Source organism: Rhizobium sp. BR 362 (assembly GCF_036528765.1).
In the GTDB taxonomy this organism is placed as follows: domain Bacteria; phylum Pseudomonadota; class Alphaproteobacteria; order Rhizobiales; family Rhizobiaceae; genus Rhizobium.
In genome coordinates this window covers 289,604-307,581 of sequence record NZ_JARWGH010000002.1, presented here as the reverse complement: position 1 = coordinate 307,581, position 17,978 = coordinate 289,604, and the positions used below count along the sequence as shown (strand labels likewise).

21 protein-coding genes are annotated in these 17,978 nt (G+C 59.9%); 7 read left to right on the top strand and 14 right to left on the bottom strand.

What is annotated here, in order from left to right; genetic code table 11:
• Nucleotides 1-41 precede the first annotated feature (41 nt).
• Both QDY28_RS03740 and QDY28_RS03735 read right to left on the bottom strand, forming a co-directional pair.
• A complete protein-coding gene (locus QDY28_RS03740; RefSeq protein ID WP_331380324.1) occupies nucleotides 42-548 on the bottom strand; it encodes a hypothetical protein in 507 nt (168 codons plus the stop codon).
• A 162-nt stretch (nucleotides 549-710) separates the two neighbouring features.
• Complete coding sequence (locus QDY28_RS03735; protein ID WP_331380323.1) at nucleotides 711-1,220, bottom strand: DinB family protein; 510 nt, start codon at nucleotides 1,218-1,220, stop codon at nucleotides 711-713.
• Nucleotides 1,221-1,448: 228 nt separating this feature from the next.
• On the opposite strand from QDY28_RS03735, the gene ndk reads away from it, so the two are divergent.
• On the top strand, nucleotides 1,449-1,871 hold the full coding sequence (gene ndk / locus QDY28_RS03730) for a nucleoside-diphosphate kinase (RefSeq protein WP_331380322.1): 423 nt from the start codon (nucleotides 1,449-1,451) through the stop codon (nucleotides 1,869-1,871).
• 73 nt (nucleotides 1,872-1,944) lie between these two features.
• Here the strand turns inward: ndk and QDY28_RS03725 are convergent, their stop codons facing one another.
• Both QDY28_RS03725 and QDY28_RS03720 read right to left on the bottom strand, forming a co-directional pair.
• The gene (locus tag QDY28_RS03725; RefSeq protein ID WP_331380321.1) at nucleotides 1,945-2,454 is read right to left on the bottom strand and encodes a hypothetical protein; all 510 of its coding nucleotides are present in this window, start codon (nucleotides 2,452-2,454) and stop codon (nucleotides 1,945-1,947) included.
• Nucleotides 2,451-3,002, bottom strand: a complete 552-nt coding sequence (locus QDY28_RS03720) for a CGNR zinc finger domain-containing protein (RefSeq protein WP_331380320.1) — start codon at nucleotides 3,000-3,002, stop codon at nucleotides 2,451-2,453. The genes QDY28_RS03725 and QDY28_RS03720 overlap by 4 nt, the downstream gene beginning before the upstream one ends.
• Nucleotides 3,003-3,066: 64 nt before the next feature.
• On the opposite strand from QDY28_RS03720, the gene QDY28_RS03715 reads away from it, so the two are divergent.
• Complete coding sequence (locus QDY28_RS03715) at nucleotides 3,067-3,963, top strand: branched-chain amino acid ABC transporter permease (RefSeq protein WP_331380319.1); 897 nt, start codon at nucleotides 3,067-3,069, stop codon at nucleotides 3,961-3,963.
• A 56-nt stretch (nucleotides 3,964-4,019) separates the two neighbouring features.
• On the opposite strand, the gene QDY28_RS03710 is transcribed toward QDY28_RS03715, so the two are convergent.
• The 5 genes from QDY28_RS03710 to QDY28_RS03690 form a co-directional block, all read right to left on the bottom strand.
• Complete coding sequence (locus QDY28_RS03710; RefSeq protein WP_331380318.1) at nucleotides 4,020-4,487, bottom strand: molybdenum cofactor biosynthesis protein MoaE; 468 nt, start codon at nucleotides 4,485-4,487, stop codon at nucleotides 4,020-4,022.
• Between the two features lie 124 nt (nucleotides 4,488-4,611).
• Nucleotides 4,612-4,866, bottom strand: a complete 255-nt coding sequence (moaD, locus tag QDY28_RS03705) for a molybdopterin converting factor subunit 1 (protein ID WP_028753346.1) — start codon at nucleotides 4,864-4,866, stop codon at nucleotides 4,612-4,614.
• The gene (pgsA, locus tag QDY28_RS03700) at nucleotides 4,866-5,453 is read right to left on the bottom strand and encodes a CDP-diacylglycerol--glycerol-3-phosphate 3-phosphatidyltransferase (RefSeq protein WP_331380317.1); all 588 of its coding nucleotides are present in this window, start codon (nucleotides 5,451-5,453) and stop codon (nucleotides 4,866-4,868) included. The genes moaD and pgsA overlap by 1 nt, the downstream gene beginning before the upstream one ends.
• A gap of 209 nt (nucleotides 5,454-5,662) precedes the next feature.
• The gene (gene uvrC, locus QDY28_RS03695; protein ID WP_331380316.1) at nucleotides 5,663-7,705 is read right to left on the bottom strand and encodes an excinuclease ABC subunit UvrC; all 2,043 of its coding nucleotides are present in this window, start codon (nucleotides 7,703-7,705) and stop codon (nucleotides 5,663-5,665) included.
• Nucleotides 7,702-8,469, bottom strand: a complete 768-nt coding sequence (locus QDY28_RS03690) for an SDR family oxidoreductase (protein ID WP_331380315.1) — start codon at nucleotides 8,467-8,469, stop codon at nucleotides 7,702-7,704. The genes uvrC and QDY28_RS03690 overlap by 4 nt, the downstream gene beginning before the upstream one ends.
• 361 nt (nucleotides 8,470-8,830) lie before the next feature.
• Between QDY28_RS03690 and QDY28_RS03685 the strand changes: the two genes are divergently transcribed.
• Nucleotides 8,831-9,463 carry an outer membrane protein gene (locus QDY28_RS03685; protein WP_331380314.1) on the top strand — a complete coding sequence of 211 codons (633 nt, stop codon included), beginning with the start codon at nucleotides 8,831-8,833 and terminating at the stop codon, nucleotides 9,461-9,463.
• 71 nt (nucleotides 9,464-9,534) lie between these two features.
• Here the strand turns inward: QDY28_RS03685 and QDY28_RS03680 are convergent, their stop codons facing one another.
• Entirely contained in the window at nucleotides 9,535-10,377 is an 843-nt protein-coding gene (locus tag QDY28_RS03680; RefSeq protein WP_331380313.1) for an oxidoreductase, read from the bottom strand.
• A 123-nt stretch (nucleotides 10,378-10,500) separates the two neighbouring features.
• Here QDY28_RS03680 and QDY28_RS03675 point away from each other — a divergent pair, with 123 nt between their 5' ends.
• On the top strand, nucleotides 10,501-11,403 hold the full coding sequence (locus tag QDY28_RS03675; RefSeq protein WP_331380312.1) for a LysR family transcriptional regulator: 903 nt from the start codon (nucleotides 10,501-10,503) through the stop codon (nucleotides 11,401-11,403).
• Here QDY28_RS03675 and QDY28_RS03670 read toward each other — a convergent pair.
• Both QDY28_RS03670 and QDY28_RS03665 read right to left on the bottom strand, forming a co-directional pair.
• Nucleotides 11,400-11,999 carry a glutathione S-transferase gene (locus QDY28_RS03670; RefSeq protein WP_331380311.1) on the bottom strand — a complete coding sequence of 200 codons (600 nt, stop codon included), beginning with the start codon at nucleotides 11,997-11,999 and terminating at the stop codon, nucleotides 11,400-11,402. The two genes, QDY28_RS03675 and QDY28_RS03670, sit on opposite strands and share 4 nt — an antisense overlap.
• Before the next feature lie 31 nt (nucleotides 12,000-12,030).
• Entirely contained in the window at nucleotides 12,031-12,882 is an 852-nt protein-coding gene (locus tag QDY28_RS03665; RefSeq protein WP_331380310.1) for a 23S rRNA (adenine(2030)-N(6))-methyltransferase RlmJ, read from the bottom strand.
• A gap of 63 nt (nucleotides 12,883-12,945) precedes the next feature.
• Here QDY28_RS03665 and QDY28_RS03660 point away from each other — a divergent pair, with 63 nt between their 5' ends.
• Both QDY28_RS03660 and QDY28_RS03655 read left to right on the top strand, forming a co-directional pair.
• On the top strand, nucleotides 12,946-15,087 hold the full coding sequence (locus QDY28_RS03660) for a molybdopterin-containing oxidoreductase family protein (RefSeq protein ID WP_331380309.1): 2,142 nt from the start codon (nucleotides 12,946-12,948) through the stop codon (nucleotides 15,085-15,087).
• Nucleotides 15,084-15,680 carry an NUDIX domain-containing protein gene (locus tag QDY28_RS03655; RefSeq protein WP_331380308.1) on the top strand — a complete coding sequence of 199 codons (597 nt, stop codon included), beginning with the start codon at nucleotides 15,084-15,086 and terminating at the stop codon, nucleotides 15,678-15,680. The genes QDY28_RS03660 and QDY28_RS03655 overlap by 4 nt, the downstream gene beginning before the upstream one ends.
• Here QDY28_RS03655 and QDY28_RS03650 read toward each other — a convergent pair whose 3' ends face one another.
• Both QDY28_RS03650 and QDY28_RS03645 read right to left on the bottom strand, forming a co-directional pair.
• Nucleotides 15,681-16,196 carry an RES family NAD+ phosphorylase gene (locus tag QDY28_RS03650; RefSeq protein WP_331380307.1) on the bottom strand — a complete coding sequence of 172 codons (516 nt, stop codon included), beginning with the start codon at nucleotides 16,194-16,196 and terminating at the stop codon, nucleotides 15,681-15,683.
• Nucleotides 16,193-16,546, bottom strand: a complete 354-nt coding sequence (locus QDY28_RS03645; RefSeq protein WP_331380306.1) for an antitoxin Xre/MbcA/ParS toxin-binding domain-containing protein — start codon at nucleotides 16,544-16,546, stop codon at nucleotides 16,193-16,195. Before QDY28_RS03645 ends, QDY28_RS03650 begins: the two co-directional genes overlap by 4 nt.
• Nucleotides 16,547-16,764: 218 nt before the next feature.
• Here QDY28_RS03645 and QDY28_RS03640 point away from each other — a divergent pair, with 218 nt between their 5' ends.
• Nucleotides 16,765-17,934, top strand: coding sequence for an alpha-D-ribose 1-methylphosphonate 5-triphosphate diphosphatase (locus tag QDY28_RS03640; protein WP_331380305.1), 1,170 nt, complete (start codon nucleotides 16,765-16,767; stop codon nucleotides 17,932-17,934).
• The last annotated feature ends 44 nt before the right edge of the window (nucleotides 17,935-17,978 follow it).

Genomic DNA, 17,978 nt, shown 5'->3' with positions numbered 1-17,978 from the left:
GTTTTGGCCGAACTCCGCGCCGAAGGCAAGAGCTTGAGAGCTTAGAGGCGGCTGCCGCCCGCTCGCCGCGGCGGGCTGGCGCAGTCTCTCAGCCTCTCCGTCAGTTCGGTTTCATAGAGCAGCAGATTGCTCAGCGAGGCATTAAGACTGTCCATGGCGGCGGCGACATGGGGCGCCGTTTCGATCTCGCGGGCGAAGCTTTGTTTCTTCATCAATCCCTCGGCCAGTTGTTCGGCCACTTCGCGCAGCATCTCGGCCGCATCGGCCTCGGACTTGCGGGCGACAAGGCTGCAATGGCTGACGAGGCGATGCTTCAAGCCGATATCATCGAGGCTGGCTTGCGAAGGGGAAGGGCCGAGCGATGCGATCTCGCTGGCGATCCGGCGATCCGAGCCGTGGAGCGCTTCATGAAAGAGCTGGTAGTTGCGCGGCAAGGCCTTGACCTTCAGCTTGGCCATATAGCGACCGATCATCTCAAGGTCCGTGGTTGCATCGCTGTCGTCATTGCCGATGGGATACGCCGAAACACCTGCCTGCGAACTCTTCATGCCTACTCTCTGATCACCCGCCAACTGATATATTCTGCGAATTTGCAGGGGCGGAGGTTAAGGCAACATGAACGGAGCGTTCATAATGGCGCCATCTCGCAGCAAAATCGGACGGTCGAACAACGCCAAACTGTATCGGCGAATCCTGGCTCGCGCTGCGCTTCACATCCAGCGCTTTCCGTCCGTGCGCAGGAAATAAATCAGGTCGAGAGCAAGCGACGGTTTGCCCATCGCTGTGAGGATCATGTGGCATTGGCCGCGATGATGGGTCTGATGGTTGAAGAAATGCGCCAGCGCCGCCATCAAGGGATGGGTGATGCTTCCCGGTCGGGTCATTGGCGAATAGGTGATGTCGACGACGAGCGCGTCGTTGTCGAGCGTGTCTATCCAGTCGATGATGCGCCGGTCTTCAGCCTCGCGGGCGGCACGCAGATCTTTGAGAGTGTCGTGCAGTGTGACATCTAAGGCTGCCGGCATGTCTCCCGTGCCGGTAAAGCGATGCATCCAGGCGCGATCGCCGACCAGAATATGGTTGAGCGTGCCATGCAGCGAGCCGAAAAATGCGCCGCGGTTCTCGCGATACTCGGCGTCGCTGAGTTGAGCGGCAGCATCGTAAACCAGGGCGTTGGCCCAGCGGTTGTAATCGGCGAACATTCTGTAATGTCTCAGCATCCTGACGTTCCTCCAAGAGCAATGAAGCAAGCTTAGAATGGAAAGGAGTAAATGGGGCTGATGGCGCCCACGAAATTTGCTGATGGATGGTCAACCGGCCGTCAACCACCCTCCGAATCGGACATCCAGACTGTGACAGCAGCGTGAAATTGGCGCATACCCCTTGTTTTCAGGCTGTGGGGCGGGTAAACACCGCCCACTTTTTCTCTGACGACAAGGAATTGACCCATGGCGATTGAACGCACTTTTTCGATGATCAAGCCGGACGCAACCAAGCGTAACCTGACCGGTGCCATCACCAAGATTTTCGAGGACAATGGCCTGCGCGTCATCGCTTCCAAGCGCGTTTGGATGAGCAAGCGTGAAGCCGAAGGCTTCTACGCCGTTCACAAGGACCGTCCTTTCTTCGGCGAGCTTGTCGAAGGCATGACCTCCGGCCCGACCGTCGTTCAGGTCCTGGAAGGCGAAAACGCCATTCTGAAGAACCGCGAAATCATGGGCGCGACCAACCCGGCCAACGCTGCCGAAGGCACGATCCGTAAGATCCACGCCCTCTCGATTGGCGAAAACTCCGTTCACGGCTCGGACGCTCCGGAAACCGCCGCAATCGAAATCGCCTACTGGTTCTCCGAAACCGAAATCGTCGGCTGAATCAGTCACTCAGCCTTCGCGCGGAAGACATTGAATTGATAAATGAAAGCCGGGGTCTCGCGCCCTGGCTTTTTCATGCCGGGCAGGCCTCGTCGCGCCCATAGTCAACACTGCCATCGGTTTTGAAGATATCCGGGTTCTTCGTATAGCTCGGACCGACCACGAGCGGCCTTGTCGGCAACACGGTCTGGTCGAGATCGGATTTCACCTCGGTCTTGATGGTCTGGATCGTCTTGTCGCTGCCATCGACCAGCCTGATCGAAACGGAATAGGGGCGGTCCTTGCGCACGCAGCGCAGATCCGGGCTTTCGAGCGTGATCTTGTCCCAGAACGTATAGATCTTTTCCCGCACCACCAGGGGATCGCCGCCCATCGGGTTTTCGAATTCCGCGACCGCCGTCGTGCCTTCCGGGATCGGTGCGATCTTCTTCAGCGTAATCATGTAGGTCGCGCTTGCGACACGATAGTTGAAGACGAAGAGCCGGCCGCTGAGTTCGGTCGGACCGTTTTCGCTCTGCCGCTGGCAGCCGGCAAGCGCAAGGCTGGCAATTGCGGCCGTCAAAACGATCGCATGGGTTCTCATGGTGCACTCTCCTCCTTCTTGCGGCGATAGTGCCGGTTCGCCTTGGCGCGGTTGCCGCAGACCGCCATGTCGCACCAGGCCCGGCTTTTGTTCTTGCTGCGGTCGATGAACAGCCAGCCGCAGTTGCGGCAGATTTTCATGCGGTCCGGGTCGGGCATGGCAATGAGCCGCAGCGTCGAATGCACCGTTGCAGCATCGAGCCCATCGGGCGAGGCGGCCCGCCGCAGCACTTTCGACAATGCCTCCAACAGATCGGCCAGCAGCGCATCGGCACCACGGTCGAGAACGCGGGCGCGAAAATAGCGGTCGATCGCCTCGCGCAGATCGACAAAGCCGGATTTATTCTCCTGCCGCACCGGCAGGATATCGCGGAACAAAGCCCGCTCGGCACAGAAATTCACTGCTGCTTTCGGGAAACTTTCCATCTGTCCCTGCGCCTCGAAACGGTCGATGCGCCGCTCGTCGTCATGGCGCATGATGACGCTGTTGGCGACGTCCAGCGCCAGCGCGCCGCCGGAAAACCGATGTGGGGTCCACGAAAAGCTCATGGTCAAAATTATAACTGGTAAAATGGATTTTACTAGTTACTATTCGTCTACATTCGGAGGTTTCATGGCCTATCTCCTGCAGCAGTTGGCGAATGCCGTTCCGCTCGCCGCACTCTATGCGGCGCTGGCTTTCGGCTATGCCGTTGCCTTTGGCGTAATGAAGCGGGCCGATATCACCTATGGTGCACTTTTCGCCTTTTCCGGCCAGATGCTGGTGCTGTTCACCGATGTCGGCTACACACGGATGTTTCTCATTCTGCCGGCCGCACTCGCCTTCGGCGGCGCCATTGCGATCACCTATACGCTGGGGACAAGCTTTCTCATCGGCCGTTCGGTCATGCTGCCACTGTCGCGCAAATCGCCCAACACGATCATTGTCGCGGCGCTTGGGATGATGATCATCTTGATGGAAACGGCGCGCTTGGCCTCCAATACGCGCGGCATCTGGCTGCCGCCTTTCCTGAATGAAATGATCGTCTTCTGGGATAGCGGCGATTTCCGGGTCACATTGACCGAGATCCAGCTCCTCAATACGGCGCTGATGGTTCTGGTGATCCTCGGCGGGGCCTATGTGCTGAGATATACCGGATGGGGCCGTATCTGGCGGGCGGTGACGGATGATGCGCTGGCGGCAGAGCTTTGCGGCACAAGCGCCAATCGCGTCTTCCTCTTGGCCTATGTCGCCTCGGCATTGGTCGCAACCGCCTGTGGCCTGTTGGCGACCTGCTACTACGGCACGATGGATTTCGGCGCCGGGCTGATGTTTGGGCTGAAGGTGCTGATGATCGCCGCTGTCGGCGGCTATTCCGATCCGCTGAAATCGGCTGGTGGAGCGGCATTGCTCGGCCTGTTCGAAACCATGTGGGGCGCCTATGGGCCGTTCCTGTGGCGCGATTTCGTGATCTTCTCGCTGCTCGTCCTGCTGCTGGTGTTGAGCCGGCGAGAGCGTGTGGTTCCCTAGAGCAATACCAGGAAAAGTGCGAAGCGGTTTTCCGTCTGGAATTGCGCTCTCAAAGCCTAGCCGTTATCGGCCCATTTGCCCCGTGCGGCATCGTCCGCATCCTTGGCCGAAACCCAATCGCCTTCCTTGCCGTCTTTCGCATGTTCCTTCTTCCAGAAGGGCGCCGATGTCTTCAGGAAATCCATCAGGAAATTGGCGCCGTCGAAAGCGGGTTGCCGATGCGAGGCGGCGGCGATGACGAGGACGATGTTTTCTCCGGGTGCAATTTTGCCGTAGCGGTGAATGGCGGTCAGGCCCAGAAGCTCGAAGCGCTCGATGGCGAGCGTCGCGATGCGGGTGATCTCCGCTTCCGCCATTCCGGGATAATGTTCGAGTTCCAATGCGCCGAGCGCTCCGCCCTCGTCGCGGCAGAGGCCGGAAAAGGTGACCACCGCGCCGATATCATGACGACCTTCCGTCATGCGGTCGACCTCGGCCTGAAGGTCGAAATCGTCGCGCTGGACTTTGACGAATGGTGCAATCATTGGCAATTTCCTATCGCCCTCTGAAAGAGTTTGCGGAGACTCCCGGCCCTTCGCTAGGGCTCAGGGCGTTGGTCGCTGCAATCGATTCACTGGATCGATTGCTCGGGCTTCGCCCGACCGCTCCTCACCCACCCGTCATCGGCGGAAACAGTCCGATCTCGCGAGCTCCGGCGATCGGCTCGTCATGGTCGGCATGTTCCATATTGATGGCGACGCGGATCGCCTCGGGAAACTGAAGTGCCGTCTCGTATTCCTCGCCCAAGGTCTTCAAATGATTCAGGAGATCGCCCACGGTAATCACTTCGGCGGGAAGCGAAATCTCTTCCTCTCCCTTGCCGATCCGCTCACGTACCCAGGCGAAATAGACGAGTTTCGTCATCATTCCTCATCCACGACATGCTTCAAACCGGCGCGGAAATAGTCGTAGCCGGTGTAGATGGTCAGCAGCGCTGCGACCCAGAGCAGGACAATGCCGGTCTCCGTCGTATAGGGTAGCACCTTGTCGCCTGCCGGCCCAGCCAGCAGGAAAGCGATGGCGACGAGCTGCGCAGTCGTCTTCCATTTGGCAATGCGCGTCACGGGCACGCTGACCTTCAGCGCCGCCAGGTACTCACGCAGACCCGAGACGAGGATTTCGCGGCAAAGGATGATGATCGCGGCCCAGAGCGACCAGCCGGCAATCGTGCCGTCGGCGGCGACCAGCAGCAGGATCGCGGAGACCAGCAGCTTGTCGGCGATCGGATCGAGCATGCGGCCGATATTCGATGTCTGATTCCAGATGCGCGCAAGATAGCCATCCAGAAAGTCGGTGATCGAGGCGATGATGAAGATCCAGAGCGCGATCCAGCGCGCAAAGTCGGACCCTTCCAGTTTGCCTTCGATGAAGAAGCACAGGACGATCAATGGCACGCAGAGAATGCGGCCATAAGTGAGCAGATTGGGAATGCTATATGCGCGCGAAGCCATGGAAATCGTTTCGTTTCAGTTGTTTCACTGGACCAAAATAGCCTTCCCCAAGACGTCATCTCTTTCCAGCTATTTGATTTAGCATGATCTTATCCAAAAACCGTCCCGCGCCTCTTGGATCATGCCCTAGATGGCGGTTCGAGGAGCTTGCCGTCAATATTGTTTCTGTTTTTTCATCGTCATTGCGTGGAATTTGCGACCAGCTTCTTTTATTTCGCGGCGTCCTCGTGAAAATGGTTGTAGACCTGCCGCGCCACGGTTTCCGATATGCCTTCGACCGCCATCAGGTCGGATAGCGCCGCGCGCGACACGGCCTTGGCGGTGCCGAAGTGTTGCAGCAGCGCCCGTTTGCGCGAAGGGCCGATGCCGCCGATTTCGTCCAGCGGGTTTTTCACCATTTCCTTCTTGCGTCGTGCCCGGTGCGAGCCGATGGCGAAACGATGCGCCTCGTCGCGCAGGCGCTGGATGAAGTAGAGCACGGGATCGCGCGGCGGTAGGGTGAAGCTATCGCGGGCGGGCGCAAAGAAGCGCTCGCGCCCGGCATCGCGGTCGACACCCTTGGCAACGCCGATGGCAATGACGCTATCGGTAATTCCAAGCTCTTCGAGAATGGCGCGCACCGCCGTCATCTGCCCCTGGCCACCGTCGATGAGGATTACGTCCGGCCAGGCGGGGAAAGGCTGATCCGCCGCGTCGACGGCTGCAGCTTCCGCATCCGCGCTGCGGTCCGGCTTGCCCTCTTCCTTCAGCAGGCGAGAGAAGCGACGGGTCATGACTTCGCGCATCATGCCGAAGTCGTCGCCGGGCGTGATGTCGGTCGATTTGATGTTGAACTTACGGTATTGGCCTTTGACGAATCCTTCCGGTCCGGCCACGACCATGCCGCCGACCGCATTCGTGCCCATGATGTGCGAGTTGTCGTAGATCTCGATGCGCTGGGGCACGTAGGGAAGCTGGAATGTCTCCTTGAAGCCTTCGAGCAGCCGCGATTGCGAGGCGGTCTCGGCAAGCTTGCGGCCATGCGCCTCGCGGGCATTGGCGACGACATGATCGACGAGGTCGCGTTTTTCGCCGCGCTGCGGCACCAGGATCGTCACCTTGTGCCCTGCCTTTTCGCTGAGCGCGGCGGCCAGCAACTCGATCTCCTCGATCGTCTCCGACAGCAGGATCTGCCTCGGCACAGGCTTGTCGTCGTAGAATTGCGCGAGGAATGCATTCAGCACCTCGGCGCCAGAAAGCGAAGGGTCGGCTTTCGGGAAATAGGCGCGATTGCCCCAGTTCTGCCCGGTGCGGAAGAAAAAGACCTGGATGCAGGAGATGCCGCCTTCGTGATGAATGGCGAAGACATCGGCCTCTTCGACGCCGGCGGGATTGATGCCCTGATGGCTCTGCACATGCGACAGCGCCGCCAGCCGGTCGCGATAGACGGCGGCGCGCTCGAAATCGAGGTCCTCGGCGGCCGCATTCATCTCTTCCGCCATATGCGCCTTGACGTTCTGGCTCTTGCCGGAGAGGAAGTCCTTCGCCTCCCGCACCAGCTCCGCATAGCCTTCATCGCTGATCTCGCGGGTGCAAGGCCCCGAGCAGCGCTTGATTTGATAGAGCAAGCAGGGCCGGGTGCGGGTCTCGAAAACGCTGTCGGTGCAGGTGCGGATCAGGAAGGCGCGCTGCAGCGAGTTGATCGTGCGGCCAACGGCGCCAGCCGAAGCGAAGGGGCCGAAATACTCGCCCTTGCGGGCACGCGCGCCGCGGTGCTTGAAGATCGCCGGTGCCCGATGGTCGCCGGTGATGAGAATATAAGGAAAGGACTTGTCGTCCCGCAGTAACACGTTGAAGCGCGGCCGTAAGCGCTTGATCAGATTCGCTTCCAGCAGCAGCGCTTCGGTCTCGGTGCGGGTGGTGACGAACTCCATATTGGCGGTTTCGCGCACCATGCGGGCGATGCGATTGGAATGCACGCGGCCCATCGCATAGTTGGCGACGCGCTTCTTCAGGCTGCGCGCCTTACCGACATAGAGCACATCGCCGGCTTCGTTGAACATGCGATAAACACCGGGATTGTTCGGCAGCCGCTTGACGAATTCAGCGATCAGTTCCGCGCCCCGAAGGCCGGTCTCGTTCTTGCCGCCTTCGTTCCAGTCGACGGGCACGACAGGGGAGGCGCCGGCATCGCCTTCCACCTCGACATCGTCTTCAATGTCCTCTGATTCGTCATAGAGAATGCCGCCGTCGGGCAGCTTTCGTCCGTTCATTCCATGCTCTCCGACACATCGGGCGTTTCCCAGGCAAGATGCTGGCCACCATCGAGCGCTATCATTTGGCCCGTGATCGAAGGCGTGTCAAAAAGAAAGCGGACGGTGCGGCCGAATTCATCGAGCCCGGGCGCTGCCCTCAATATGAGACCATCAATCTGCGCCTGGAAGTCCTCTTCCGTCTGCCGAACGCTGCGTACCGTCGGGCCGGGACCGATGGCATTGACACGGATTCGCGGTGCAAAGCTCTGCGCCATCGTCTGGGTAGCCGTCCACAGGGCGGCCTTCGACAGCGTATAGGAATAGAAGCGCGGGTTCAGCGCCCAGACGCGCTGGTCGACGATGTTGACGATCAGTCCGGGAACATCCTTCGGAAGCTGCCGCACGAAATCCGCAGCGAGGATGGAGGGCGCGCGGACATGCACGGCAAAATGCGCGTCGAACGCTTCTGCGTCGAAACGGTCGGCAGAATCGCTTTGAAAAACGGAGGCGTTGTTGACCAGAAGATCCAGCGGTCCGAGCTGCGAAACAGCCCTTTCGATCAGGGTCGATGTCTCCGCCGAATTTTGCAGGTCAGCCTTGATCGCGACCGCCTTTCTGCCCTGTTGCCGCAATTTCGCCACGACTTCGGCTGCCTCGTCCAGCGACTGATTGGCATGCAGCGCCACCGCAAAGCCGTTAGCCGACAAATCCTCTGCAATCGCCCTGCCTATTCTTTTGGATGCACCTGATATCAGCGCGGTCCGTAGTTTTTCCTGGCTCAACCTTCTCGCCTTTTCGTCGCCATTACCCAACTGGCACTCATATAGGGCTTCGATACACCACATGAAAAGATGCTTCTGCATCGCGGTGGGCAGCAACAACTTATGTAAAGCTTCAGTTATATTTCGATTAAAATAAGTATACCTGCTTTAACCAATCATTATGGTTAACAATTCCTCTGTTGCGTTGAAGCAACATCGAAATTCAGCCACCTCTGTGCCACAATGATATCATATTTTAGCTCTTCGAATTCCTCAATTGCATTCCAATTTCAGTCCCGATCCGGGAGGGACATCTTGTAATTGCTCGTGGTGCTTCGAGGTCAACAGTAGACGAAGAACACGGGACTGAAAGGAGAAAAGTATGCGTACTCTCATCACGACCCTCATGGTCTCTGGTTTCGCTCTCGGCGGCTTCACCGCGGCTCATGCAGCCGATGCTGTGGAGCAGGTTCCGCAGCCGCCCGTCGCCCAGGAAGCTACGCCGGTGGTCAACAACTGGGCCGGTTTCTACATCGGTGGCGCTGGCGACTGGAATGCTGGTCACTTCAACCATAATGGCAATTCGTACGCCTTCGGCGGCGAAGCCTTCACCGGTTACAACTGGCAGCAGGGTCAGATCGTATACGGCGTTGAAGGTGACCTCGGCTACGCCGACTCCGACTCGACCCGCAACGGCCTCACCGCCAAGAACGGCGTAAACGGCTCGGTTCGTGGCCGTATCGGTTACGACTTCAACCCGTTCATGCTGTACGGCACGGCCGGTCTGGCAATCGGCCAGAACAAGCTCGAGGACGCCACTTCGTCCGAAAGCAAGACGGCTGTTGGCTACACGGTCGGTGCAGGTGCTGAAACCTTCATCACCAACAACATCACGGCTCGCCTCGAATACCGTTACACCGACTACGGCAAGAAGGACTTCAACCTCGACTCCGGCAGCTTCTCGCGCGGCTATGACGAGCAGAGCGTCAAGGTTGGTATCGGCGTCAAGTTCTAATAATTTGATGATATAATCTGACGAAAGCCGGGGTTCGCGCCCCGGCTTTTCCGTTTCATGGCCCCGAATATTCAAGCAACGCCCTTCGGGAAGTCCGTCGAGGCTGAAAGTTCACGCCAGTCGGCGAGTTCCGTGGCAACATACGCATTCTTCGTCTCGATCGCGCCGATCGTATCTGTGCCGAACGGCATGCGCAGCGGCGGGTTGGCCGAATGTGCAAGCGTGATCATCGACTTCGCAAGCCGTGCGGGATCGCCAGGCTGGCCGTGATTGTGACCGGCGGCAAAATCGCGCATTGCACCGACAGGCGTGTCCTTATAGTCGGCAATCGAACTCGGGCTGACGGCGAGGGAGCTTTCGTCGAGGAAGTCGGTCCGGAAGAAGCCGGGTTCGACGACGGTAACCTTGATGCCGAGCGGCTGCAGTTCCGCCGCCATCGCTTCGGAGAGTCCTTCGACTGCAAACTTCGTCGAGCAATAGACACCCCAACCGGCAAAGCTCTGGTAGCCACCGATGGAGGACATATTGATGACATGGCCGGAACGCTGCCGGCGCATATGCGGCAGCACGGCGCGCGTGACCTTCAGCAGGCCGAAGACGTTCGTGGCATAGAGCTTCTCGATTTCTTCAGGCGTTGCCTCTTCGACGGCACCCAACAGGCCGTAGCCGGCATTGTTGAGAAGGATGTCGATCCTGCCGAAGCGCTTGACGGCTTCCGCGGCGGCTTCATGGGCCTGCGCCTCGTTCGAAACGTCGAGCGTGACGGGCAGGAGGTTCGGATGATTGCCGAATTTTTCCGCCAGTCCGGCGGGATTGCGGGCCGTGACAACGACGGCGTCGCCGGCGGTGAGGGCTTCCTGGGCAATGAGGGCGCCGAAGCCACGGGATGCACCCGTAATGAACCAAACGCGCATGAACTTTCTCCTTGGTGGGTTTGCAATTCGTGGGTGGAATTCGCTTGCAGAAGAAAGGTAGCTTGATGGCACCGTTGAGATAATCTACTTTCCTCTCCATGAAGTGCTGAGAAAATCTCATCAATGCGACGCATCCGTTCAACCGATCTGGCGATCTTTTTGGCGATTGCAGAACACCGCAGTTTTCGCAAAGCTGCGGTAGAGCTCGGCGTGACGCCTTCCGCGCTCAGCCATTCGCTGCGGGCGATCGAGGAGAGGCTGGATGTGCGGCTGGTCAATCGAACCACCCGCGGCGTCGGATTGACGGAGGCCGGCGAGCGCCTGTTCGACCGCATTCGCCCGGCTTTCCTCGACATCGACGACGCGCTGGAGGATCTCGATAAATTCCGTGGCCAGCCTTACGGCAAGCTGCGCATCAATGCCCCGCGCCCCGCTGTCAAGATGGTGCTGCTGCCCATCGTGTCACGATTTCTGAGGGCTTACCCTGCCGTCGAAATGGAGATCGTGGTGGACGATGCGCTGGTGGACACTGTCTCGGGCGGTTTCGACGCTGGCATACGCTTCGGCGAAAGCATCGCCGCGGACATGATTGCCATCGCTATTGGCCCCCGCCAGCGGACGGCGATCGTCGGCTCGCCCGAACATTTTCAGCGTTTCCCCAAACCGGTCACGCCGCATGATCTGAAAGATCACCCCTGCATCCGCTACCGTTTTCCGAGCGGTGCGTATTATCGCTGGGAGTTCGAACGCGGCGGCATCGAGTTGGAGATCGAGGTACAGGGACCATTGACCCTCGGCGACCTCGACATGATGCTAGACGCGGCCGTCACGGGCTCCGGTCTGGCCTTCCTGTTTGAGGATCACGCGCTGCCGGCTTTGCAGGATGGCCGATTGATCCGCGTGCTGGAGGACTGGTGTCCGTACTACCCCGGCTTCTTCCTCTATTATCCAAGCCGCCGGCAGTTGCCGACGGCCTTGCGCGCCTTTGTCGATTTCGTGAAGGCCGACGTTGCCCGCAAGAGCTAAGCCTGCCTGGGTTTCATTGCCTGATAATCAGGAAAATGCTTCTCGAACTTGCGTGCCCAATCGATGAGGTCGGCGTGGTCCGCTTCCCACTGTGCCTCGAAGCGCAGTTGCAGATAGCCCAGCAAGGAGGCGAGTGCGAAATGCCCGCCATGGAGCTTCTTGCCGATCTTCGGCGGTTCGGCGTTGAGATGGGCAAGCGCGCGGCTCGCTTTCGTCCACTGCCGGTCGATCCAAGGTTGGTGCTGCTTCTCCTGATCGCGCAGGCGCCGCTCGTAGACAATCGACAGGAGGCATTCGTTGGTGCCATCGCAAAGCGCTTCCAGCACTTCGGCCTCGATGCGCTTGCTATCCCTGGCAGGATAAAGCGTCTTGCCCTTCAGCCGATGGAAATGATGCATGATCGCGCGGCTGTCGAAGATCGCGACCCCGTCTTCCGTCAGCAGCGTCGGGATCTTGCCGAGCGGATTGTTGTCGACCAGCACGGCCGGGCCGGCATTGGTCTCGACGTGGACTTCATCGAGTTCAATGCCGAGATGCCGGGCGGCCATCCGCACCTTGCTGGAGAAGGGGGAAGGGGGCGAGCAGAGAAGCTTCATGGGATCACCTGTGCGATGTGCAAAACAATTATCAGTGTTCGCCGCGGAGCCAGAAGGCGCGCTGCCAAGCGAAGCGGTCCTGCGCCAGCATATCCTTCAGGGCTGGCAGCAATGCATGCAGCTCGTCCTTCAGCGTAAATGGCGGATTGACGATAATCAGGCCGGAGCCGGTCAGTCCGGTGAAGCCGCGATCGCTTTTGACCGTCAGCTCGGCGCAGAGCATCTTAGGGATCTCCAACGCCTGCAAGGACTCATGAAACGCCTTGATCGGCGCATCCTTCTTCAGCGGGTACCAGAGGCAGTAGGTGCCGCCGGGAAAGCGGCGCCACGCCTTCGCAAGGCCGTCCGCCAGCCGCTCATATTCGCCGTCTTCCTCGAAAGGCGGATCGACCAGCACGATACCGCGCTTCTCCTTCGGCGGCAGATGCGCGCCGAGCGCAAGCCAGCCATCGAGTTCGGTGATGCGCGCATGGTGATCGCCCTCGAACAACCGATGCAGCCGCTGGAAGTCTTCTGGATGCAGCTCCATCGCCGATAGCCGATCCTGCGGGCGGAAAAGCATACGGGCAAGTTTGGGCGAGCCGGGGTAGAACCGCATGCCGCCCTCGGGATTGAGTTCCCGGACAGCGGTCAGATAGGGCTCAAGCAGGTCGGCCACTTGCGGCACAAGTTCGGCTTTCAGAATCCGGCCGATACCATCCTGCCATTCGCCGGTTTTCTGCGCCTCTTCCGAAGAAAGATCATAGAGGCCGATGCCGGCGTGAGTATCCAGAACACGGAAGGCCTTATCCTTGTTCTGCAGATAGCGGACGAGACGGGCAAGCACGGCGTGCTTCAGCACATCGGCGAAATTGCCCGCGTGGTAGATATGCCGATAGTTCATTGTCGGTGAAGTCCGCATGAATTGTTGCGATGGGCCAGATTATGCCTTTTGGCCGGACAAGGCATGAAATATACAAACGCTATGAACATTGCGACCCCTATTCACGCCAAATCGCGGATCGGTCACACCGCCTGTCCGCACGACTGTCCCTCCACCTGCGCGCTGGAGGTCGATCTGACCGAGGACGGAAAAATCGGCCGGGTTCGTGGCGCCAATGACCATTCCTATACGTCTGGTGTCATCTGCGCCAAGGTCGCGCGCTATGCCGAGCGGCTTTACCATCCGGACCGGCTGATGAAGCCTTTGCGCCGCGCCGGCGCCAAGGGAGAGGGCCGCTGGCGGGAGATCTCTTGGGACGATGCGCTGGACGAAATTGCCAACGCCTTCGTCAAGGCCGAGGCAAAAGACGGCAGCGAGGCGATCTGGCCCTATTACTACGCCGGCACCATGGGCTGGGTTCAGCGCGATTCCATCAACCGGCTGCGTCACGCCAAGCGCTATTCCGGTTTCTTTTCCTCGATCTGCACAAACCCCGCCTGGACAGGCTTCACCATGGCGACAGGTACGCTGCGCGGTCCCGACCCGCGCGAAATGGGGCGCACCGATTGCGTAGTCATCTGGGGCACCAACGCGGTCGCGACCCAGGTCAATGTGATGACCCATGCGGTGAAGTCGCGCAAGGAGCGCGGCGCCAAGATCGTCGTCATCGATATCTACGACAATCCGACAATGAAGCAGGCCGATATGGCGCTGATCGTCAAGCCGGGTACGGATGCAGCGCTCGCCTGCGCCGTCATGCACATCGCCTTCCGAGACGGCTATGCCGATCGTGCTTATATGGCGAAATATGCAGACGATCCGGCCGGTCTCGAAGCGCATCTCAAGACCAAGACGCCGGAATGGGCGGCAGCGATCACCGGCCTGTCCGTCGATGAAATCGAAGCCTTCGCCAAGCTCGTCGGCACGACGAAGAAGACCTATTTCCGCCTCGGCTACGGCTTCACCCGCCAGCGCAACGGTGCGGTCGCGATGCACGCGGCAGCTTCGATCGCCACCGTGCTCGGCTCCTGGCAATATGAGGGCGGCGGTGCTTTCCATTCCAACAGCGATATCTTCCGCATGGATGCGAGCGAGCTGACCGGCCGCTCTATGATGGACCCGGACATCCGCATGATCGACCAGTCGCAGATCGGCCGGGCGCTGACCGGCGATGCGGTCGCTTTGCGCCATCGTGGGCCCGTGACGGCCATGCTCATCCAGAACACCAATCCAGTGAACATCGCGCCGGAACAGCGGCTGGTGAAACGCGGCTTTGCCCGCAACGATCTCTTCGTGGCCGTGCACGAACAATTCATGACCGATACCGCCGAGATGGCCGATATCGTCATCCCCGCCACCATGTTCGTCGAGCATGATGACATCTACCGCGCCGGCGGGCAGAACCATATCCTGCTTGGCCCCAAGCTGGTCGAGCCGCCGCCGACGGTGCGCAGCAATCTCTTCGTCATCGAGGAACTGGCCAAGCGCCTCGGCGTCGCCGATCGTCCCGGTTTCGGGTTTTCAGCCCGCGAGATGATCGACCGCATTCTGGAGCGAAGCGGCCTGCCGGATTACGATCATTTCCTTGAGCATAAATGGTTCGATCGCCAGCCGGCCTTCGAGGACGCGCATTTCCTCAACGGTTTTGCCCATCCCGACGGCAAATTCCGCTTCCGTCCGGATTGGGTCAACCAGCCGGCTCCGAACCGGCCGCCGGAAGCTGTCGGTCTGCTCGGCCCCCATGTCGAGCTGCCACAGTTTCCCGATCAGGTCGACGTCATCGAAGTTGCCGATACCGATCATCCGTTCCGGCTTGCCACATCGCCGTCGCGCAATTTCTTGAATTCGAGCTTTTCGGAAACGAAGACCTCTCGCCAGAAGGAAGGCCGCCCGGAAGTGATGGTCAATCCGGCGGATGCTGCAGCCTTTGGCATATCTGATGGCGACCTCGTTCAGCTCGGCAACCTCAGAGGCGATATCCGCATCCATGCCCGCATCACGACCGAGGTGAAGCCGGGTGTGCTGATCGCCGAAGGTCTGTGGCCGAACAAGGCGCATGTGGACGGCGAGGGGATCAATGTTCTGACCGGCGCCGATCCTGTTGCTCCCTATGGCGGCGCGGCCGTCCACGACAACAAAGTCTGGCTGCGTAAGGGTGGAGCATGAACAAGTTCGAGATGGCAAAGGTCGAGATCGTCAGCGAGAAGACGCTTTCCGATCAATGGACGCGGCTCAGCACCTTCGACATCGACTACACGGATTCGACCGGCGAGACGCATCGGGTGAAGCGGGAAATCTATCACCGCACGCCGGCCGCCTGCATCCTGCTCTATGATCCCAAGCGCGAACAAGTGATCCTCGTGCGGCAGTTCCGTCTGCCGGCCCATCTCACCGGCTTTCCCGCCTGGATGATCGAAGTACCCGCCGGCTTGCTCGACGGCGATCACCCGGAAGAGGCGATCCGCCGCGAGGCGATAGAAGAAACCGGCTTTCGCGTCCGCGATGTCCGCTTTCTGTTCAAGGCGTTCACCTCGCCGGGCGCCATCACCGAAATCATCCATTTCTTTGCCGCCATGGTCGATACGGCCGACCGCATCGGCGATGGCGGCGGCCTCGCCCAGGAACATGAGGATATCGAGGTGCTAGAGGTGCCGCTCGCCAAAGCGATGGCGATGATCGAAGCCGGTGAGATCTACGATGCCAAGACGATCATGCTGCTGCAGTGGGCAATGTTGAACGAGGCCAGCCTGAAATATTGATCACTCCCACGAACGCTGATCTTTCGGTAGGCGGCCCGTCGGATCGATCACCACCACGCAATGAGGTGGTTTGTCTGACCACGTCCATAACCCCAGATTGCTGATCGCCGGCTCGGCGCGGTGGGCAAACGATGGCACGAGCACGCCGGCATGCTTTGCGTGCAGCCTGTCGTAGATGCCCCAGGATTCTGGGCGCTGGCCTTCCGACAAGGTGGTGGCCCAGGCTGAACTCATGCTCTCGAGGGAAATACCCAATGCCTCGCGATCCGTGGGGTTGGTCAGGTCGGCAACCCCTTCGCAATCTATTTCATATGAGCAGATTGTCAGCGGATGGATTTTGTGGCCAAAACCTTGGCTCGCCTCCGTGATTGCGCCTTCGATGGAGGTAGAGAGATAAAGTGCTGCGACGCCCTTGGGGTTGAAGCGTGCTCCGCGGAGCGCCGCTCCGTCACCGGAACTCGGGCTCATCGCCCATCGCGGATCGTGGGCGCGATAACAGACGCCGGTAAACCTCAAGCAAAGCCGCCGAGCGCAAGATGATCAAGATAGTCGCGCAGCGCAGCCGCCTTTCCGTTCTTAACGATGCTTTCTGCGGTCCGGCCACCAAAGGCGGGAATGGGTTCGGCACGATACCAGGCAAGGGCTTGCCGCTCGCTGCCGGCCCATTCGGAAACACGATGAATGATCTCCGCCATCTCGCCGATACGGGCCGTGACGGCAGGGCCTTGCGCCCGCGTCTTGCGGTGCAGAGTCGATGTCGCCAGTCCTGCGGTTTCGGCCAATTCACGCTTGGAAATTCCAAGCCGTTCCGAAACTGCATCGATTCCTAACGCCGGCCATGCCGCCATGCTCTTCTGCCTTTGCATTCGTCAGCTTTCTGTACAGAGAGTATGTGCAGTATATATGACTTCGGCTTTGTATTGTCCATGCGCGGAGCAGATCGCAGGTCGCCAATATCTGCGCGAAACAATTTAGTCATGGTCATACCCATGTCACGAATCGCGACTACCGAGGGGCGCTCGCCGGACAGGTCCGGCCACCACCTTCTCTTCAAAATGATCGATGCTATTTCAGGAGAAAGCCGATGTGGCTCAGCAATTTCACGCTTGTTCTTCCCGATGAAGTCGTCGATCAGGGGTCTGTCCGCATCGAGGATGGTGTGATCGCGGAGATCCGGCCCGAGTTGGTGGAGGCTGCGACATTCGATGGTGGCGGGCGGCTGCTGATGCCGGGCTTCGTCGATCTGCACGGCGACATGATCGAGCGCGAAATCGCGCCGCGGCCGAATGCGACGATGCCGATTGATTTCGGTATCCATGAACTCGACAAGAAACTCGCCGCAGCCGGTGTCACCACCGCCTATGCCGCGGTCTCCTTCGCCACCGAAAGCGTCTACGGCCACGTGCGTTCGCTGGAGACCACCTCCGCAGTGATCAAGGGCATCAACAGCCTGCGAGACCATCTGCTGATCGACCATCGCGTCCACGCCCGCTACGAGATCACCAATGTCGGCGCGGCGCCGACGCTGGAGCGGCTGCTGGAAGATGGTTTCGTCGATATGGTGTCCCTGACGGACCATACGCCGGGGCAGGGGCAATACAACAATATCGAAGCCTACCTTCTCAGCATGTCGGAGCGCCGCGGCATCACCCGCGAAGCTGCCGAGGAGGTGCTGGCCCGGCGTATCGCCTTGCGGCACGACCCGGATATCGAACACAAGCTCCGCCATATCATTGGCCTATCCTTGAAGCACAAGCTGTCGCTCGCCTCGCATGACGATGACAGCCCTGAAAAGGTGGCCGAGATGTTCGATCTCGGTGTGACGATCAGCGAATTCCCGGTAACGCTGCCGGCCGCCGAAGAGGCGCGTCGCCGTGGTCTCTGGACGCTGATGGGCGCGCCGAATGCCTTGCGCGGCCAGTCCATGTCCGGGAATCTGAGCGCGCTCGATGCCGCCGGCGCCGGCCTGCTCGGCATCATTGCCGCCGATTATCACCCGGCCGCCTTCGTGCCGGCGATTTTCAAGATTGCTGAGGTTGCCAAGGGTGGTCTCCCGGCAGCCGTGGCCATGGCGACGGCTGGTGCCGCGCGCGCGGCGGGGCTCACGGATCGCGGCGAGATCGCCGTCGGTCAGCAGGCCGATCTGGTGGCCGTCGAGCATGGCGCTGTTCACCGCATCCGCGCAACCTTCCGCAACGGTCGCGTTGTCTACAGCGACGGCACGCTGCATCCGTTGATGGCAATGGCGGCTTGAGGAAAGACAATTGAAAGGGGCAAATTGAGGCAATCCGCGGCCCC

Excerpts from the sequence above, each read along its gene's own strand:
- pgsA (WP_331380317.1), bottom strand. The coding sequence starts at position 5,453 with ATGGCTTCGCGCGCATATAGCATTCCCAATCTGCTCACTTATGGCCGC.
- ndk (WP_331380322.1), top strand. The coding sequence starts at position 1,449 with ATGGCGATTGAACGCACTTTTTCGATGATCAAGCCGGACGCAACCAAG.
- moaD (WP_028753346.1), bottom strand. The coding sequence starts at position 4,866 with ATGACGAAACTCGTCTATTTCGCCTGGGTACGTGAGCGGATCGGCAAG.
- QDY28_RS03740 (WP_331380324.1), bottom strand. The coding sequence starts at position 548 with ATGAAGAGTTCGCAGGCAGGTGTTTCGGCGTATCCCATCGGCAATGAC.
- QDY28_RS03670 (WP_331380311.1), bottom strand. The coding sequence starts at position 11,999 with ATGAAGCTTCTCTGCTCGCCCCCTTCCCCCTTCTCCAGCAAGGTGCGG.
- QDY28_RS03735 (WP_331380323.1), bottom strand. The coding sequence starts at position 1,220 with ATGCTGAGACATTACAGAATGTTCGCCGATTACAACCGCTGGGCCAAC.
- QDY28_RS03675 (WP_331380312.1), top strand. The coding sequence starts at position 10,501 with ATGCGACGCATCCGTTCAACCGATCTGGCGATCTTTTTGGCGATTGCA.
- QDY28_RS03680 (WP_331380313.1), bottom strand. The coding sequence starts at position 10,377 with ATGCGCGTTTGGTTCATTACGGGTGCATCCCGTGGCTTCGGCGCCCTC.
- QDY28_RS03655 (WP_331380308.1), top strand. The coding sequence starts at position 15,084 with ATGAACAAGTTCGAGATGGCAAAGGTCGAGATCGTCAGCGAGAAGACG.
- QDY28_RS03645 (WP_331380306.1), bottom strand. The coding sequence starts at position 16,546 with ATGCAAAGGCAGAAGAGCATGGCGGCATGGCCGGCGTTAGGAATCGAT.
- QDY28_RS03710 (WP_331380318.1), bottom strand. The coding sequence starts at position 4,487 with ATGATTGCACCATTCGTCAAAGTCCAGCGCGACGATTTCGACCTTCAG.
- uvrC (WP_331380316.1), bottom strand. The coding sequence starts at position 7,705 with ATGAACGGACGAAAGCTGCCCGACGGCGGCATTCTCTATGACGAATCA.
- QDY28_RS03660 (WP_331380309.1), top strand. The coding sequence starts at position 12,946 with ATGAAATATACAAACGCTATGAACATTGCGACCCCTATTCACGCCAAA.
- QDY28_RS03665 (WP_331380310.1), bottom strand. The coding sequence starts at position 12,882 with ATGAACTATCGGCATATCTACCACGCGGGCAATTTCGCCGATGTGCTG.
- QDY28_RS03720 (WP_331380320.1), bottom strand. The coding sequence starts at position 3,002 with ATGAGCTTTTCGTGGACCCCACATCGGTTTTCCGGCGGCGCGCTGGCG.
- QDY28_RS03715 (WP_331380319.1), top strand. The coding sequence starts at position 3,067 with ATGGCCTATCTCCTGCAGCAGTTGGCGAATGCCGTTCCGCTCGCCGCA.
- QDY28_RS03725 (WP_331380321.1), bottom strand. The coding sequence starts at position 2,454 with ATGAGAACCCATGCGATCGTTTTGACGGCCGCAATTGCCAGCCTTGCG.
- QDY28_RS03640 (WP_331380305.1), top strand. The coding sequence starts at position 16,765 with ATGTGGCTCAGCAATTTCACGCTTGTTCTTCCCGATGAAGTCGTCGAT.
- QDY28_RS03685 (WP_331380314.1), top strand. The coding sequence starts at position 8,831 with ATGCGTACTCTCATCACGACCCTCATGGTCTCTGGTTTCGCTCTCGGC.